The 19,287-nt window shown below is 75.4% G+C and carries 2 protein-coding genes; both read left to right on the top strand.

What is annotated here, in order from left to right; genetic code table 11:
- Window positions 1-44: 44 nt before the first annotated feature.
- On the top strand, window positions 45-19,064 hold the full coding sequence (locus tag Prubr_RS37635) for a non-ribosomal peptide synthetase (protein ID WP_212823453.1): 19,020 nt from the start codon (window positions 45-47) through the stop codon (window positions 19,062-19,064).
- On the top strand, window positions 19,061-19,276 hold the full coding sequence (locus Prubr_RS08500; RefSeq protein WP_212823439.1) for an MbtH family protein: 216 nt from the start codon (window positions 19,061-19,063) through the stop codon (window positions 19,274-19,276). Before Prubr_RS37635 ends, Prubr_RS08500 begins: the two co-directional genes overlap by 4 nt.
- The last annotated feature ends 11 nt before the right edge of the window (window positions 19,277-19,287 follow it).

Raw genomic sequence — 19,287 nt, 5'->3', positions numbered from 1 at the left:
CCGGTCGTATCCCCGTGCCTTCCGCCGGAAAGGTGTGATCCCTCTTGTCCGCCAGCGAAATGACCACTGTCGAACCCGCCCTGCGGTACTGGCGGGACCGGCTCGCCGGCGCCGCACCGGAGATCCCGCTGCCGGTCGACGGCGTCCGCGCGCCACGGGTCCCCGCCCCGCGCGACGGCACCGCGCCGGTCGGCCCGCACCGTCGTACCCGGCCCGCCGGCCCGCTGGCCGACCTCGCCCACCGCACCGGGACCGGCACCGACGACGTCGTACTCGCCGGGTTCGCCGCCCTGCTGCACCGCTACGCCGGCAGCACCGACCTGCTGATCGGCGCCGAACTGCCGCTGCGGCTCGACCTCGCCGGCACACCGGGGCTCGCCGAACTCGCCCGACGGGTCGCCGCCACCCGGGCCGGGGCGGCGGCCCACAGCCTGCCGCTGGACGCGATCGTCGACCCGGCCACCGCCCTGCCCTACAACGTCGGGTACGGCGCCACCCCCGACGACCGCCTCGACCTCTGGCTCGGCGCCACCACCGGCGGTGACGCCGTCGGCCTCGAACTGCGTACCGCCACCGGCCGGCTGACCCCGGCGGCCGCCGCGCGCCTGCTCGACCACCTCGACAACCTGCTCACCGACGGCACCCGGCATCCCGACCGGCCGGTCGCCGAACTCGACCTGCTCACCCCCGCCGAACGACACCGCATCCTGGTCGGCTGGAACGACACCGCCTGCGCGGTGCCGCCCGGAACCGTCCCCGACCTCTTCCAGACCCGGGTACGGCGCACCCCCGACGCGGTCGCACTCGTGCTGGCGGAAACCGAGCTGACGTACCGGCAGCTCAACGAACGCGCCAACCGGCTCGCCCACCTGCTGATCGCCGCCGGCGCCGGCCCGGAGCGGCTGGTCGCGCTCGCCCTGCCCCGGTCCGTCGACCTGATCGTGGCCGAACTCGCCGTGCTCAAGGCCGGCGCCGCCTACCTGCCGCTCGACGTCGACTACCCGGCCGACCGGATCGCCTACATGCTGGCCGACGCCGCACCCGTCTGCCTGCTGACCACCACCGACCTCGCCGCCGACGTGCCGGACCGCCCCGGCACCGACCGGCTGCTGCTCGACACCCCGGAACTCGCCGCCGACCTGGCCGGACAGCCGACCACCGACCCCACCGACGCCGACCGGACCGCCCCGCTGAGCGTCCACGGCGCCGCGTACGTCATCTACACCTCCGGCTCCACCGGCCGCCCGAAAGGTGTCGTGCTGTCGCACAGCGGCGTCGCCAAACTCGTCGCCACCCAGACCGAACGGTTCGGCATCGGCCCGCACAGCCGGGTCCTCCAGTTCGCGTCACCGAGCTTCGACGTCGCGTTCTGGGACCTGTGCCTGGCCCTGCTGTCCGGCGGGCGGATGGTGCTGGTGCCGGCCGAACGCCGGGTGCCGACCGACGCGCTCGCCGGGTACGCCCGCGACCACGGCGCCACCTTCATGATCCTGCCGCCGGCGCTGCTGGCCGTCCTGCCCGCCGACGCCGAACTGCCCGAAGGCGCCACCCTGCTCGCCGGCACCGAACGGGTCTCGTCCGAACTCGTCGCCCGCTACGCCCGCCGGCTGAGGATGTTCAACGCGTACGGGCCGACCGAGGCGACCGTCAACTCGACCCTCGGCCGCTGCGACCCCGACCTGCCGCCCGGCTCCCCGGTCCCGATCGGCCGCCCCGACCCCGGCACCCGGGCCTACGTGCTCGACAACACGCTGCGACCGGTGCCGGTCGGGGTGATCGGCGAGCTGTACCTCGGTGGCCCCGGCCTCGCCCGCGGCTACCTCAACCGGCCGGAGTTGACCGCGCAGCGGTTCGTCGCCGACCCGTACGGACCGGCCGGGGAGCGCCTCTACCGCACCGGTGACCTGGTCCGGTGGCGGGCCGACGGGCAACTCGACTTCATCGGGCGGGCCGACGACCAGGTGAAGATCCGCGGGTACCGGATCGAGCTGGGCGAGGTCGAGTCGGCGATCGCCGGCGACCCCGAGGTGGCCCAGGTCGTCGCCACCGTACGCGAGGACCGGCCGGGCGACCGGCGGCTGGTCGCGTACGTCGTACCGGCGACGGGCGGGAGCACCCCCGCACCGCAGCCGGCCACCGGCAGTGGTGACGGGCAGGTCGCGCAGTGGAAGGAACTGCACGAACTGCTCTACCGCGCCGGGACCGCCGAGCCGGCCGCCGACAACTTCACCGGCTGGAACAGCACCTACGACGGCCAGCCGATCCCGCTGCCGCAGATGCGTGCCTGGCGGGACGCCACCGTCGCCCGGATCCGGGCCCTGCGCCCCCGCCGGATCCTGGAGATCGGCGTCGGCAGCGGCCTGATCCTGTCCAGGCTCGCCCCGCACAGCGCGGCCTACTGGGGCACCGACCTGTCCGAGCAGGCGATCGAGACGCTGCGCGGCCACGTGGCACGGGATCCGGAACTCGCCGATCGGGTCACGCTGCGGGCCCGGCCGGCACACCGGTTCGACGGACTGCCGGCGGGCTTCTTCGACACCGTCGTCGTCAACTCCGTCGTCCAGTACTTCCCGGACGCCGGCTACCTCGCCGACGTGCTCCGGCGCGCCGTCGAACTGGTCGTACCCGGCGGCCGGGTCTTCGTCGGCGACGTACGCGACCTGCGGCTGCTGCCGGTTCTGCGCGCCGCCGTCCAGGTCGGCCGGGGCACCGCCGGCGGGCGGCAGTTGGACGTCGCGGCGGCCCGCACCGGCGTCGAGCAGGACCTCGCCTGGGAGGGCGAACTGCTGCTCGACCCGGACTTCTTCCCGACCCTGGCCGCCGGCCTGCCCGACGTCGCCGGCGTCGACCTGTGGGTCAAGCGCGGTACGGACCACAACGAACTGAGCCGCTACCGGTACGACGCCGTCCTGCACCGCCGCCGCGACGGCGCACCGGTCGAGCCGCTGCCGGCACCCGCACCGACGCTGATCTGGGGCGCCGGACCGTCCAATCTAGACGAGCTGGCCGCCGTACTGGCCGGCGAACGACCGGCCGAGCTGCGGGTCACCGGGCTGCCGAACGCGCGGCTGACCGATGACCTGGCCGCCCGGCGGCTGCTCGACGGCGAGGTGGCCGGGGACGGCCCCGACCCGGTCGACCCGGAGGCGCTGCACGCACTGGCCACCCGGCACGGCTACACGGTCGCGGTCACGCTTGCGCCGGACGGCACCGACGGCCGCCTGGCGGCGGTCTTCCGAGCCGGTCCCGACCGGGCCACGGCGCCCGCCTACCGGCCCGGCAGCACCGGACGACCGCTCGCCGAACTGGCGAACCGGCCGGTTGCCTTCCGCGACGTGACCGCCCTGCTGCGCCGGCTGCGTGACCAGGCCCGCGGTTGGCTGCCGGAACACATGGTGCCGTCGGCGTTCGTCGCGCTGCACCGGATCCCGGTCACCGGCAGCGGCAAGGTCGACCGGGCCGCCCTGCCCGTGCCCGACCTCGGCGCGCTCAGCACCGGCGTACGCCCGCGCGGCGCGCGCGAGGAACTGCTCTGCACCCTCTACGCCGAGGTGCTCGACCTGCCGTCGGTCGGCATCGACGACGATTTCTTCGCCCTCGGCGGGGACAGCATCGTCGCGATCCAACTGGTGATCCGGGCCCGACAGGCCGGCCTCGCGATCAGCCTGCGCCAGGTCTTCGTCCGGCGTACCGTCGCCGCGCTGGCCCCCGACGCCACGCCGGTGACGGATCCGGCAACCGGGCCGGCGCCGGTCGCCGTCGACCCGGCCACCGCCGACCAGCTCGCCACCGAACTACCGGGCCTGGTCGAGGTCCTGCCGGTCACCCCGTTGCAGGAGGGGTTCTACTTCCACGCACTGCTCGACGGCGCCGGCACCGACGCCTACGTGGTGCAGCTCGTCGTCGACCTGACCGGGCCGGTGGACGCCGACGGGCTGCGCCGGGCGGCGCAGTCGGTGCTGGACCGGCACGCCCCGCTGCGGGCCGCCTTCCGTACCGGCCCGCACGGCGAACTCGTCCAGGCCGTCGTCGCCGGCGTCGAGCTGCCCTGGCGGACCGTCGACCTTTCCGGGTTCGACGCCGACGCGCGGCGGGACCGGTTCGCCGCCGAGGTCGACGCCGAACGTGCCCGGCCGTTCGACCTCGGCCGGGCACCGCTGCTGCGCGCCCTGCTGGTCCGGCACGAGCCGGACCGGCACCGGCTGGTCCTCCAGTTCCCGCACATCGTCGCCGACGGCTGGTCGGTCTCGGTGCTGCTGCGCGATCTGCTCGCCGGCTACGGCCCGGCCGCCGCCGCGCTGCCCGCCGTCACCCCCTACCGGACGTACCTCGGCTGGCTGGAACGGCAGGACCGCGACGCCGCCCGGACCGCGTGGGCCACCGCACTGTCCGGAGTGGACGAACCGACCCGGCTGGTGCCGGTGCCGCCCCGGCCGCTGCCGGCCCGCAACGCCGAACTGCGGGTCACCCTGCCCGCGGCGGCGACGGCCGAGCTGACCACCCGGGCCCGCGCGCACGGCCTCACGCTGGGCGCCGTGCTCCAGGGGGCCTGGGGCCTGCTGCTCGGCCAGCTCACCGGCCGCCACGACGTGGTCTTCGGCACCACCGTCTCCGGCCGGGCCGCCGACGTCGACGGCATCGCCGACATGGTCGGCCTGTTCATCAACACCCTGCCGGTACGGCTGCGCTGGCGCCCGGACCGGTCACTGCTCGACGTCCTCGCCGGCCTGCACGCCGAACAGTCCGACCTGCTCGACCACCAGCACCTCGGCCTCGCCGAACTGCACCGGCTCACCGGCCTCGACGAACTCTTCGACACCCTCGTGGTGCTGGAGAACTATCCGGAGCAGGACGGGCTGCGCGACCCGTCCGGCACGATCGCGGTCGCCGGCCTGGACTACCGCGACGCCGGCCACTACCCGCTCGCCCTGATCGCACTGCCCGGCGACCGACTGGACCTGCGCTTCAAGTACGACCTGGCCAGGATCGGTACCGACCGGGTCGAACGGATCGCCGACCGGCTCACCCGGCTGCTCGCACAGATCGCCGCCGACCCGCACCGGCTGTGCGGGCGGATCGACCCGCTCACCGACGCCGAACGCGACGGGGCACTCGCGCTGCTCGCCGGCCCGCACCGCACGGACGGCCCGGCGACCCTGCTCGACGCGGTCGAGGCGCAGGTGGCCCGTACCCCGGACGCGCCAGCGATCGTCGCGGGCGACGAGACGGTGACGTACCGGCAGCTCGACGAGCGGGCCGGCGCGCTGGCCGCCCGGCTGGTCGCCGCGGGCGCCGGCCCGGAGCGGATCGTCGGGGTCGCCGTACCCAGGTCGGTCGACCTCGTCGTCGGCCTGCTCGGCGTGCTCAAGGCCGGCGCCGCCTACCTGCCGCTCGACGTCGACCAGCCCGCCGACCGGCTGGCCCACCTGCTCGCCGACGCCGACGTACGCACGGTCGTGACGGTTCCGGCGGCACCCGCCGCACTGCCGGCCGGGCTCGACCTGCTCCCGGTCGACGGCCCGGCGACGCCCGGTCCGGCCGGTGTCCGGCCCCGGCCGGACCAGCCCGCCTACCTGCTCTACACATCCGGCTCCACCGGCCGGCCCAAGGGCGTCGTCGTCCCGCACGCCGCGATCACCAACCAGCTCACCTGGGTCCAGGACCGGTTCCGGCTCACCCCCGACGACCGGGTGCTGCACCAGCTGTCGGCCACCTTCGACCCCGCCGCGCTGGAGATCTTCTGGCCGCTGACCGCCGGCGCCGCCATCGTGCCGACCCGCCCGGACCGCACCGGCGACCCGGCCCACCTGACCGAGGTCATCCACCGGCACCGGGCCACCACGTTGGTGACCGTCTCGTCGGTGCTCACCGCCTTCGCGGACGCCCTCGCCGTGTCCGGCGAGGTCGGATCGGTCGCCAGCCTCACCCGGGTGCTGGCCGGCGGCGACGCGCTGCCGACCGCGACCGCCGCCCGCTGGCGCGAACTGACCGGGACACCGGTCCACAACGTCTACGGCCCGACCGAGACCGCCATCCAGGTCACCTGGCACCCCGCCGACACCGGCCCGCACGGTCCGACCGTGCCCATCGGCCGCCCGGTCGCCAACACCCGCCTGTACGTCCTCGACGGCGGGCTGCGGCCGGTCCCGTCCGGCGTACCCGGCGAGCTGTACGTCGCCGGCAGCCAGCTGGCCCGCGGCTACCACCGCCGGCCGGGGCTGACCGCCGACCGGTTCGTCGCCGACCCGTACGGGCCGGCGGGGGAGCGCATGTACCGCACCGGCGACCTGGTCCGGTACGGCGACGACGGGGTGCTCGAATACCTCGGCCGCACCGACCGGCAGGTCAAGGTGCGCGGCCACCGCATCGAGCCGGGCGAGGTGGAGGCACACCTGACCGACCGGCCGGGGATCGCGGCGGCGGCCGCCGCCGTACGGCCCGGTCCCGGCGGCGCCACCCGCCTGATCGGGTACGTCGTCCCCCGTCCCGGCGCCGACGTCGACCCCGACGCGCTGCGGGCCGACCTCGCCGCGACCCTGCCCGGCCCGCTGGTGCCGGCGGTCGTGGTCGTCGTCGACGCCCTGCCCCGCACCGCCGGCGGCAAGCTCGACCTGGCCGCCCTGCCCGACCCGCAACCGGACCGGGCCGCCTCCCGTGTCCCGGCGACCGACGGCGAGCGGCTCTTCTGCGACATCTTCGCGGCCGTGCTCGACCTGCCGGAGGTCGGCGCCGACGACGACTTCTTCGCCCTCGGCGGGGACAGCATCCGGTCGATCGCGGTGTCCAGCCGGGCACACGCCCGCGACCTGCCGGTCAGTCCGCGCGACGTCTTCACCCTGCGGACCCCCGCCGAGTTGGCCGCGTACGCCGTCCCGTCGGCCGGTGCCGGCCCGGACCGGCCGGCGGTCGGGTCGCCGTCCCCGGCCGACCTGGAACTGGTCCGGGACCGGAGCCCGTGGCCGGTCGAACAGGTGTGGCCACTGTCGCCGCTTCAGGAGGGGCTGTACTTCCACGCCAGCTACGACAGCGGCGAACTCGACGTCTACACCGCCCAGGTCGCCTTCGACGTGGCCCGGCCGATGGACACCGACCGGTTGGCCCGCGCCTGCCGTACGCTGCTGGCCCGCAACCCCGGACTGCGGGCCGGGTTCACCGGCGACGGACTGCCCGCCCCGGTCCAGTTCGTCACCACCGACCCGCCCCCGGTGCTCACCGTCGCCGACCTGTCCACCATGGACGGAACTGCCCGGGTGGCGGAGATCGAACGGCTGCTGACCACCGACCGGACCCGACGCTTCGAGCTGGCCCGGCCACCACTGTTCCGGCTGCTGCTGATCCGGCTCGGCGACACCGACCGCCTCGTCATCACCCACCACGTCCTGCTCTGGGACGGCTGGTCGGCCCGCATCGTGCTCGACCAGCTCCTCGCCCTCTACGCCTCGGGCGGCGACGACCGCGACCTGCCACCCGCCGGCTCCTACCGCTCCTACCTGGACTGGGTCGCCGGTCAGGACCGCGACGCGGCGACGGCCGCCTGGCGGGCCGCGTTCGACGGGCTGGCCGAACCGACCCTGGTCGCCCCGGCCGACCGGGCCCGCCGCCCGGTGCTGCCCCGGCGCCGCACCGTCGAGCTGTCGACGGCGGCGACCGACCGGCTGCGCACCGCCGCCCGCGACCACGGCGTAACCCTCAACACCCTGCTCAACGCCGCCTGGGCACTCGTGCTCTCCACCGCGGTCGGCCGCACCGACGTCGTCTTCGGCACCACCGTCGCCGGCCGGCCCGCCGAGATCCCGTACGTCGACGACACCATCGGCCTGTTCCTGAACACCGTCCCGGTCCGGGTCGCCCTCGACGCGACCGAACCCGTCGGTGACCTGCTGCGCCGCATGCAGGCCGAGCGGGCCGCGCTGATGCCGCACGAATACCTCGGCCTCGGCGAGGTGCAGCGGGCGAGCGGCCACACCCAGCTCTTCGACACGCTCTTCGCCCTGCAGCAGGTCGGCGGTGACGACGAGATCGCGCAGCTGCGCGACCGGTACGGCGTCACCGAGGCCGGCAGCGTCGACGCCACCCACTACCCGCTGACCCTGGTCGTCGCACCGGGAGAGCGGCTGCGGGCGACGCTGGCGTACCGGGCCGACACGATCGGCGCCCCGACCGCGTCGAGCCTGCTCGACCGGTACGTCACCGGGCTGGAGCGGCTCGCCGCCGCCCCGGCCACCCCGGTCGGCCGGATCGACCCGCTGCCGCCGGCCGAACGCGCCGCGCTCGCCGCCCGCGCCGGATCGACCGTACGGCCGCTGCCCGCCGACACGGTCGCCGACCTGCTCGCCGCGCAGGCCGGCCGTACCCCGGACGAGACCGCGCTGGTCTTCGGCGCCCAGCGGTGGACGTACGCCGAACTGGACGCCCGGGTGAACCGGATCACGCGGCTGCTGATCGCGCGCGGCGCCGGCCCGGAGCGGGTGGTGGCCCTGGCCCTGCCCCGCTCGGCGGACATGGTGGCCGCCCTGTTCGCGGTGCTGCGCACCGGCGCCGCCTACCTCCCGCTGGAACTGGACCACCCGGCCGGCCGGCTGGCCCACATGATCGACGACGCCGGGCCGGTCTGCGTGCTGACCACCACGGCCGTCGCCGCCCGGCTGCCCGACCGGGGCCTGCTCCGGCTCGACGCCACGGAGACCGTCGCCGAACTCGCCGCGACCCCGGCCGGCGAGATCACCGACGCCGAACACCCGGCCTTCGCCCGGACCCGCCCGGACCGGCTCGACCACCCGGCGTACGTCATCTACACCTCCGGCTCGACCGGCCGGCCCAAGGGCGTCGTCACCCCGTACCGGGGGCTGACCAACATGCAGCTCAACCACCAGGAGGCGATCTTCGGCCCGGTGGTCGAGGCGGCCGGGCGGCGGCTGCGGATCGCGCACACCGTCTCGTTCGCCTTCGACATGTCGTGGGAGGAACTGCTCTGGCTGGTCGAGGGGCACGAGGTGCACGTCTGCGACGAGGAACTGCGGCGCGACGCCGAGGCGCTGGTGGCGTACTGCGACCGGCACCGGATCGACGTGGTCAACGTGACCCCGACGTACGCCGACCACCTGATCGCGCAGGGACTGCTGGTCGACGACGAGGCGGCCGGCCGGCACCGGCCGGTGCTGGTGCTGCTCGGCGGCGAGGCCGTCTCCGACCAGGTCTGGGGCCGGCTGCGGGACACCGACGGCACGCTCGGCTACAACCTGTACGGCCCGACCGAATACACCATCAACACCCTCGGCGGCGGCACCCTCGACAGTGCCACCCCGACCGTCGGCCGGGAGATCTGGAACACCCGGGCCTACCTGCTCGACCCGTGGCTGCGGCCGGTGCCGGACGGCTGCGCCGGCGAACTCTACATCGGCGGGGCCGGCCTGGCCCGCGGCTATCTGGGCAGCCCCGGCCTGACCTCCCACCGGTTCGTCGCCGACCCGTTCGGGGCGCCGGGGCAGCGGCTCTACCGCACCGGTGACCTGGTCCGCCGCCGGCCGGACGGCAACCTCGACTTCCTCGGCCGCACCGACGACCAGATCAAGATCCGGGGCTACCGGGTCGAGCTGGGCGAGATCGAGTCGGTGCTCGCCGAGCATCCGGACGTCGCCCGGGCCGCCGTCGTCGCCCGCGACACCGGCACCGGTCGCCGGCTGGTCGGATACGTCGTACCCGCCGACGGGGTCGACGCCGACGCCGAGGACGAGCAGCTCGCCGAGTGGCACCAGATCTACCACGACGAGTACACCGAGGTCGGCACCGCCGTCGGGACCGAGGAGTTCGCCGGCTGGGACTCCAGCTACGACGGGCAACCGATCCCGCTTGCCGACATGCGCGAATGGCGGGACGCGACCGTCGCCCGGATCCGGGAACTGCGGCCGCGCCGGGTGTTGGAGATCGGCTGCGGCACCGGACTCCTGCTGTCGAAGCTGGCCCCGGACTGCGAGTCGTACTGGGGCACCGACTTCGCCGCCCCGGTCATCGACAAGCTGCGGGCGGACGTGGCCGGGGTGCCGGAACTGGCCGGCCGGGTCGAGTTGCGGCACCGGCGGGCCGACGACCTGTCCGGGCTGCCCCGCGACCACTTCGACACCATCGTGATCAACTCGGTGGTCCAGTACTTTCCGAGCGTCGAATACCTGGTCGAGGTGCTGACCGGCGCCCTGGACCTGGTGGTGCCGGGCGGTGCCGTCTTCGTCGGCGACGTCCGCAACCTGCGGCTGGCGCGTACCTTCCACGCGGCCGTCCAGTCCGCCCGAGCCGGCACCGGTGCTGATCCGGACCGGCTCCGGCGCGCCGTCGAGCGCAGCGTGCTGATGGAGAAGGAGCTGCTGGTCGACCCGGACCTGTTCGGCCTCCTGCCGGACGCCACCGCCACCGTGCTGGTCAAGCGCGGGCAGCACCACAACGAGCTGACCCGGCACCGCTACGACGTCGTGCTGCGGGCGCGGACCGATGCGCGACCGGTGGCAGACCTGCCGGTACGACGCTTCGACGGTGACCTCGACGGGCTCGGGACATACCTGGAATCGGCCCGACCCGAACGGATGCGCGTCGAGCGGGTGCCCAACGCCCGCCTCGCCGGCGAACTCGCCACCGTACGCGCCCTCGACGACTCCTCGTCCGATGTGGACGTCATCGCCGGGGTGGAGCCGGAGGCGTTGCACGAACTCGGCCACCGGCTCGGCTACCGGGCGCTGGTCACCTGGTCACCGGCCCACGACGGCAGCCTCGACCTGGTGCTGCTCCCGCCCGGCGGGGAACCGCCGGGCGGCCTCTACCGGCCGCTGCGGGCCGCCGCCACCCCCGCCGACTGCGCCAACCGGCCCGCCGCCGCCCGGGGCACCGCCGCCCTCACCGCCCGGCTGCGCGACCACCTCAAGGGCCAACTGCCCGACTACATGGTCCCGGCCGCCCTCGTCCTGCTCGCCGACCTGCCGCTGACCGTCAACGGCAAACTCAACACCCGGGCCCTGCCGGACGCCGATCCCGCCCCGACGGCCACCCCCGACCAGGCCCCGGCCAACGACCGCGAACGGGCGCTGTGCGAACTCTTCGCCGACGTGCTCAGCCTGCCCGCCGTCGGCGTACGGGACAACTTCTTCGACCTCGGCGGCCACTCGCTGCTCGCCACCCGGCTGGTCGGCCGGGCCCGCCCCCTCCTCGGCGCCGACCTGTCGATCCGCGACCTGTTCGAGGCGCCGACCGTCGCCGAGCTGGCCGGGCGGGCGGTACCGGACGTCGGCGTGGACCGGCCGGCGCTGGTGCCGGTGTCCCGCCCCGACCCGCTGCCGGCGTCGTACGCCCAGCAGCGGCTGTGGGTGCTGCACCAGCTCGACCCGGACTCGGCGGCGTACAACTTCCCACTGGTGGCCCGGCTGGGCGGCACCCTGGACGTCGGCGCGTTCACCGCCGCCGTCGGCGACGTGCTGGCCCGGCACGAGGCGCTGCGCACCCTCGTCGTCGAGCACGACGGCCGCCCGGTGCAGCGGATCGTTCCGGCCGCCGACGCCACGCCCACCGTCGACCTGCGCGACGTCAGCGCCGCCGAACTGTCCGCGGTCGTCGGCACCGCCGCGTCCCGGCCGTTCGACCTCGCCACCGAACTCCCGGTCCGGCTCACCATCGCCCGGCTCGCCCCCGACGAGCACGTGGTGGTTATCCTGCTGCACCACGTCACCACCGACGAGTGGTCGGACGGGCCGTTCCTGCGCGACCTCGGCGCGGCGTACGCGGCCCGGCTGGGCGGGACGGCACCGGACTGGGCGCCGCTGCCGGTGCAGTACGCCGACTACACCCGGTGGCAGACCGAACTGCTCGGCGATCCGGCCGACCCGGACAGCCTTGCCGGCCGGCAGCTCGCCTTCTGGCGGCAGACCCTGGCCGGCGCCCCGCAGCGACTCGAACTGCCCGCCGACCGCACCCCCATCCCGGGCACGACCGGCAGCGCCGGCGCCGAGACGTCCGTCGCACTCGCCCCGGCCGCCGTACGCATCCTGCGCCGGCTGGCCCAGCAGACCGGGTCCAGCATGTTCATGGTCGGCCACGCCCTGGTCGCCGCCCTGCTGCACCGGCTCGGCGCCGGCACCGACATCCCGCTCGGCGCCCCGATCGCCGGCCGCACCGACGAAGCCCTCGACGACCTGGTCGGCTTCTTCGTCAACACGCTCGTGCTCCGCACCGACGTCGCCGGCGACCCCGGTTTCACCGAACTGCTCACCCGGGTCCGGGCCGCCGACCTGGCCGCGTTCGCCAACCAGGACGTGCCGTTCGAGGCGGTCGTCCGCGACCTCAACCCCGAACGGTCGGCCGGCGACAACCCGCTCTTCCAGGTCATGGTGGTGCACCGCAACCGCGCCGGCGACCGGCTCGACCTGCCCGGCCTGACCGTCACCCCGGAGCCGTACGCCACCGGCACCGCCCGGTTCGACCTGGTGGTCAGCTTCGTCGAGCACGCCGACGGCGAATCGCTGGGCGTGACCCTCGGCTACCGGACCGACGTCTTCGACGCCGCCACGGTCGAGGCGATCGGCGCCCGGCTGGCCCGGCTGGTCGACGCGGTCGCCGCCGACCCGACCGCCCCGCTGCACACCGCCGACCTGCTCGACGACGCCGAACGGCGGCACGTGCTGCACGACCTCAACGCCACCGGCCGGCCCGTCGACGAGGCCACCCTGCCGGACCTGTTCACCGCCCGCGTCGCCGAACGGCCCGACGCGGTCGCCGTGGTCGACGCGGCCGGCGAGCTGACGTACGCCGGACTCGACGCCGCCGCGAACCGGATCGCCCGGCTGCTGCTGCGCCACGGCGTACGGGCCGGTGACGTCGTCGGGCTCGCCGTGCCCCGGTCCACCCCGATGGTCGCCGCGATCCTCGGCACGCTGAAGCTCGGCGCCGCCTACCTGCCGCTCGACCTGACCCATCCGGCCGACCGGCTGGCGTACATGCTCGCCGACAGTGGCGCCCGGGTCCTGCTGTCCACCGTGGACGCTCGACTGCCGGACGCGCCCGTACACCGGCTCGTGCTGGACGACCCGGCCACCGTCGCCGACCTCGCCGGTTTCGACGGCGGCCCGCTGACCGAAGCCCGGCCACCGGCCGGACTCGACCACGCCGCCTACGTCATCTACACCTCCGGCTCCACCGGCCGGCCCAAGGGCGTCGTCGTCAGCCACGAGGGCATCGCCAGCCTGGCCGCGACCGCCGTCGACCGGATGGGCGTCACCGCCGACAGCCGCGTCCTCCAGTTCGCCTCGGTCGGCTTCGACGTCACCGTCTTCGACCTGGTCATGTCGCTGTGCGTCGGCGGCCGGCTGGTGCTGATCCCCGACGAGGCCCGGGTCGCCGACCACGCCCTCACCGACTTCCTGGCCGCGCACGCGGTCACCCACATGATCCTGCCGCCGTCGCTGCTGTCCGCCCTGCCCGAGGGCTGCGAACTGCCGGACGGCGGGGTGGTGCTGGTCGGCACCGAGACCGTGCCACCGGACCTGGTCCGCCGGCTGACCCGGCGGCAGCGGGTCTTCGGCGCGTACGGCCTGACCGAGGCGACCGTGAACTCGACCCTGTGGGCCGCCGAACCGGGCTGGGCCGCCGCCGTCCCGATCGGCCGCCCCGACCCCAACACCAGCGTGTACGTCCTCGACGCCCATCTGCGCCCGGTCCCGCCCGGCGTCGTCGGCGAGCTGTACGTCGCCGGCCGTGGCCTCGCCACCGGCTACCTCGGCCGGTTCGGGCTGACCGCGCAGCGGTTCGTCGCCGACCCGTACGGCCCGCCCGGGGCCCGCATGTACCGCACCGGTGACCGGGCCCGCTGGCGCGCCGACGGCAACCTCGACTTCCTCGGCCGCACCGACGACCAGGTGAAGATCCGCGGCTTCCGGATCGAACTCGGCGAGATCGAGGCGGCCCTCGGCGCACACCCCGACGTGGCACAGGCCGCTGTCGTCGCCGACCGGTCCGGCCCGGTGACCCGGCTCGCCGCGTACGTCGTACCGGCCGGCGTCGCCGCCCCCGACCCGGCTGCCCTGCGCGACCACGTCGCGGCGCGGCTGCCGGAATACATGGTCCCGGCGGCGGTGGCGGTGCTGCCCGGCCCGCTGCCACTCACCCCGAACGGCAAGCTGGACCGCAGGGCGCTACCGGCCCCGGACTTCGGTGCGGCGACCGGTGGCCGGGCCCCGGCGACCGCCCGCGAGGAACTGCTCTGCCGGCTCGTCGCCGACCTGCTCCACCTGCCGACCGTCGGCGCCGACGACGACTTCTTCGCCCTCGGCGGCGACAGCATCGTGGCGATCCAACTCGTCGGCCGGGCCCGCCGGGAGGGGCTGACCATCCGGCCGGCGGCCGTCTTCACGGCGCGTACCCCGGCCGGGCTGGCCGCCGTGGCGACCGACACCGCACCACCGGCCGCCGGCCCGGCACCGGCGGTCCCCACCGGCCTCGACCTCGACCCGGCCGAAGCGGCCGAGATCGCCGCCCTCGACCCGGCACCGGTCGAGGTGCTGCCGCTCACCCCGCTGCAGGCCGGCCTGCTCTTCCACGCCGCGCTCGACACCGACGGGCCGGACGTCTACACCGTGCAGACCTGGTTCGACCTCACCGGCCCGGTCGACGCCGACCGGCTGCGCCGCAGCGGCCAGGCGCTGCTGGACCGGCACGCCAACCTGCGCGCCGGCTTCCGGCACCTGTCGTCCGGCCGGCCGGTCGCGCTCGTCCCGGCCACCGCCGAACTGCCGTGGTCCGAGCACGACGGTGCCGATACCGCATGGCCGGATCTGCTCGACGCCCAGGCGACCCGGTTCGACCCGGCCGCCCCACCCCTGCTGCGCCTCGCCCTGGTCCACTTCGGACCAGACCGGCACCGGCTGGTCCTCACCCACCAGCACCTCCTGCTCGACGGCTGGTCCGGCCCGCCGCTCGTCGACGAACTCGCCCGCCTCTACGCCGCCGACGCCGACCCCGGCGCGTTGCCGCCGGTCGTGCCGTTCCGCGACTACCTCGGCTGGCTCGCCGTTCAGGACCGCGCCGCCGCCCGCGCGGCATGGACGGCCGAACTCACCGGCGTGACCGAACCGACCCGCCTCGTACCCGCCGACCCGGCCCGCCCGCCGATCGCGCCCCGGCTGTACGAGGTCGCCCTGTCCGTCGACACCACGGCGGCGCTCGCCACCCTGGCCCGGAAGGCCGGCGTGACCGTCGGCACGGCCGTGCACGCCGCCTGGGGCGTCGTGCTCAGCCGGCTTCTCGGCCGGGACGATGTCGTCTTCGGCGCCACCGTCTCCGGCCGCCCCGCCGACCTGCCCGGCATGGAGTCGATGATCGGCCTGTTCATCAACACCGTTCCGGTCCGGGTCCGCTGCCGGCCCGCCGATCCGCTGCGCGACGTGCTGGACCGGGTGTGGGCCGCCCAGTCCCGGCTGGTCGACCACCAGCACCTCGGGCTCGCCGAGATCCAGCGGGCGGCCGGCGGCGGCGAACTCTTCGACAGCCTGGTCGTCTTCGAGAACTTCCCCGGCACCGGCGGTCCGGCCGGCCCGGCGACGGCCGGGCTCGACATCGCGCCGGCCGGTGGCCGCGACGCCACCCACTACCCGCTCACCTGGTCGATCGAGCCCGGCGACCGGCTGCGCCTGGTCGCCGAATACCGGCCGGACGTGCTCGACCCGGCGACCGTCGAACGGATCACCGAGGCACTGGCCCGTACCCTGACCGCGCTGGCCACCGACCCGGACCGCCCGGCCGGCGCGGTCGACCTGCTCGCCCCGCCGGTCCGCGAGCGGGTACTGGCCGCCGGACGAGGGTCCACGATGGACGTACCCGTGGCGACCATGCCGGACCTGTTCGCCGCCCAGGTCGCCGAAACCCCGGACGCCACCGCCCTCGTCGGCGCCGACACCGACACCGAGGGCTGGTCGTTCGCCGAGGTCGACCGCTACACCAACCGGCTCGCCCGGCTGCTGGTCGCCGCCGGCGCCGGCCCGGAACGGCTGGTCGCGCTCGCCCTGCCCCGCAGGGCGCTGACGATCGCCGCGATCCTCGCCGTGCACAAGGCCGGCGCCGGCTACCTGCCGATCGACGCCGACCTGCCACCGGACCGGGTCGCCACCATGCTCGCCGACGCCGGCCCGGTACTTCTGCTGACCACCGCCGACAACGCCGCCGACCTGCCCGAAGGCGGCCCGCCGAGACTGCTGCTCGACAGCGCCGGCACCGCCGAACGCCTGCTCGGCCAGCCCGCCACCGCCGTCACCGACGCCGACCGCCGCCGCCCGCTACGCCCCGACCACCCGGCGTACGTCATCTACACCTCCGGCTCCACCGGCCGGCCCAAGGGCGTCGTGGTCACCCACCGAAACCTCGCCAACCTCTTCCACAGCCACCGGGCCACCCTGCACCGGCCGGCGGTCGCCGCCACCGGCCGCCGGCACCTGCGCGTCGGCCATGCCTGGTCGTTCTCCTTCGACGCCTCGTGGCAGCCGCAACTCTGGCTCTACGACGGGCACGCCGTGCACGTGGTCGACGACGAGACCCGCCGCGACCCCGGCCGGCTCGCCGCCGCGATGACCGCCGCCCGGCTCGACTTCATCGAGGTCACCCCGGGACAGTTCGCCGCGATGGCCGCCGCCGGCCTGGTCCGCGACGGCCGCTGCGGCCTCGCGATGGTCGGCGTCGGCGGCGAGGCCGTCCCGCCCGACCTCTGGACCGCCCTGGCCGGGCTGCCCGACACCACGGGCTTCAACCTGTACGGCCCGACGGAGTGCACGGTCGACGCCCTGGTCGCCCGGATCGGCGAAAGCGAGCGACCGGTGGTCGGCCGGCCGGTCGCCAACCTGCGGGCGTACGTGCTCGACCCGGCCATGCGACCCGTCGCCCCCGGCGTGACCGGCGAGCTGTACCTGGCCGGCGCCGGACTGGCCCGCGGCTATCTCGGGCGGCCGGACCTGACCGCGCAGCGGTTCGTCGCCGACCCGTTCGGCCCGCCCGGCACCCGTATGTACCGCACCGGCGACCTGGCCAGGTGGACCGCCGACGGGCAGATCGACTACGCCGGCCGGGCCGACGACCAGGTGAAGATCCGCGGATACCGGATCGAGCCCGGCGAGATCGAGGCGGTGCTGACCGGCCACCCCGCCGTGTCCCGGGCCACCGTGGTTGTACGTGAGGACGCCGGGCGCCACCTCGTCGCGTACGTCGTCGCCACCCCGGGAACCGACCCGGACCCGGCGGTGCTGCGCGAGCACACCGCCCGGACGCTGCCGGAGTACATGGTGCCGGCCGCCTTCGTCGTCCTGCCCCGGCTGCCGGTGCTGCCCAACGGCAAGCTCGACCGGGCCGCGCTGCCCGCCCCCGACCACCGTCCGGCGCCCGGCCGGGCGGCCCGTACCTCGCTGGAGGGCACCCTGCGCGACCTCGTCGCGGACGTGCTCGGCCGGCCGGAGATCGGCGTCGACGACGACTTCTTCGCCGCCGGGGCGGACAGCGCCAGCTCGATCGAACTCGTCGTCCGGGCCCGCCGGGCCGGGCTGACGCTACGGACCCGGGACGTGTTCCGGCTGCGTACCGTCGCGGCGCTGGCGGCGGTGGTGACCGTCGGGGAGACCACCGTCCCGCTGACGCCGATCATGCACTGGCTGCGTGGACTGCCCGGCCCGACCGACGGTTTCAACCAGGCGGCGGTGCTGCGTACGCCCGCCGGGGCGGACCACGACCGGATCGTGCGGGCGCTGCGCTCCCTCGTGGACACCCACGACCTGCTCCGGGCCCGGCTCGACCGGCCGGACGGGCAGCCGTGGACGCTGCGGGTGCCGCCGCCGGGCGTGACCGACGTACGGCCCCTGGTGCACCGGGTCGACGCCGCCCGACTCGACGACGACGGCCTGCGGGCCGCGGTCGCCGAGCAGGCGCGGGCCGCCCGCGACCGGCTCGACCCCGGGCGCGGCGTGCTGCTCCAGGCGGTCTGGTTCGACGCCGGACCGCGGCCGGGCCGGCTTTTGCTGATGATCCACCATCTCGCCGTCGACGGGGTGTCCTGGCGCATCCTGGTGCCGGACCTGGCCGCCGCCTGGACGGCGGCCGGCGAGCCGGCGGGTGCAGCGGTCGACCCGGCCGGCGGCCCGGCGCCGGTCGGCACCGCGTTCGCCGACTGGGCGGCCGGGCTGGTCCGGGCCGGGGCCGACCCGGCCCGGGAAGCGGAGCTGGCCTACTGGACGGACACGCTGGCCGGTTCCGACGGCGGGCCGGGGACGGCCGGTACCGACCTGCCACTGCGCAGCCCGCTCGACCCGGCGCGGGACACCGCCGGCACCTGCCGCGAGGTCCACACCACCCTGGCCGCAGCCGAGACGGCCGCCCTGCTCACCCGGCTACCGGCCGCCTTCGACGCCACCGTCAACGACATCCTGCTGGCCAGCGTCGCGGCGGCGGTCGCGGAAAGCCGCCGGCGCGGCGGGGCGGCCGGCACCGCCGTCCGGATCGCCCTCGAAGGACACGGCCGCGAAGAGGCCACGGTGGCCGGGGCGGTCGACCTGTCCCGCACGGTCGGCTGGTTCACCAGCGTCTACCCGGTCCGCCTCGACCCGGGCGCCGTCGACCCGGACCGGCCCGACACGCTGCGGGCCGCCGTCACCCGGGTACGGGACACCCTGCGCGCCGTACCCGGCAACGGCATCGGCTTCGGCCTGCTCCGGCACCTGAACAGCCGGACCGGCGCCACCCTGGCCGCCCTCGGTGACCCGGACATCCAGGTCAACTACCTGGGCCGGTTCAGTGTGCCGGAGGCGGCGGACTGGACGTTCGCCCCCGAGATGGCCGCCGCCGCCCCGTACGCCGCCGACCCGGCCATGCCCCAGTCGTACGCGCTGAGTGTCACGATCCAGGTCGAGGACCGTACGGACGGGCCCCACCTGACCGCCACGTGGACCTGGCCCGGTGCGGTGCTGGCCGGGGAAACCGTCCGGGAGACGGCTGCCGTCTGGACCCGGATCCTGCATAGTCTCGTCAAGTCCGTGGAACCGCCACCGAGGAGAGCCCGATGACGAACCCCTTCGACGACCCCGACGGCACCTTCCTGGTCCTGGTCAACGCCGAGAACCAGCACAGCCTGTGGCCGTCGTTCGCCGACGTGCCGGCCGGCTGGACCACGGTGTTCGGTCCCGGTCCCCGCCAGGAGGCCCTCGACTACGTCGAGGCCAACTGGACCGACCTGCGTCCGCAGAGCCTCATCGACGCCATGAAGTCCGACGGATAGCCGCTGCCGGC

The organism is Polymorphospora rubra, assembly GCF_018324255.1.
Lineage (GTDB): Bacteria > Actinomycetota > Actinomycetes > Mycobacteriales > Micromonosporaceae > Polymorphospora > Polymorphospora rubra.
This window is presented reverse-complemented; position numbering and strand designations above follow the sequence as displayed.

What these genes read in the sequence shown, in the direction of transcription:
- Prubr_RS08500 (WP_212823439.1), top strand. Translation starts at nt 19,061, where the DNA reads ATGACGAACCCCTTCGACGACCCCGACGGCACCTTCCTGGTCCTGGTC.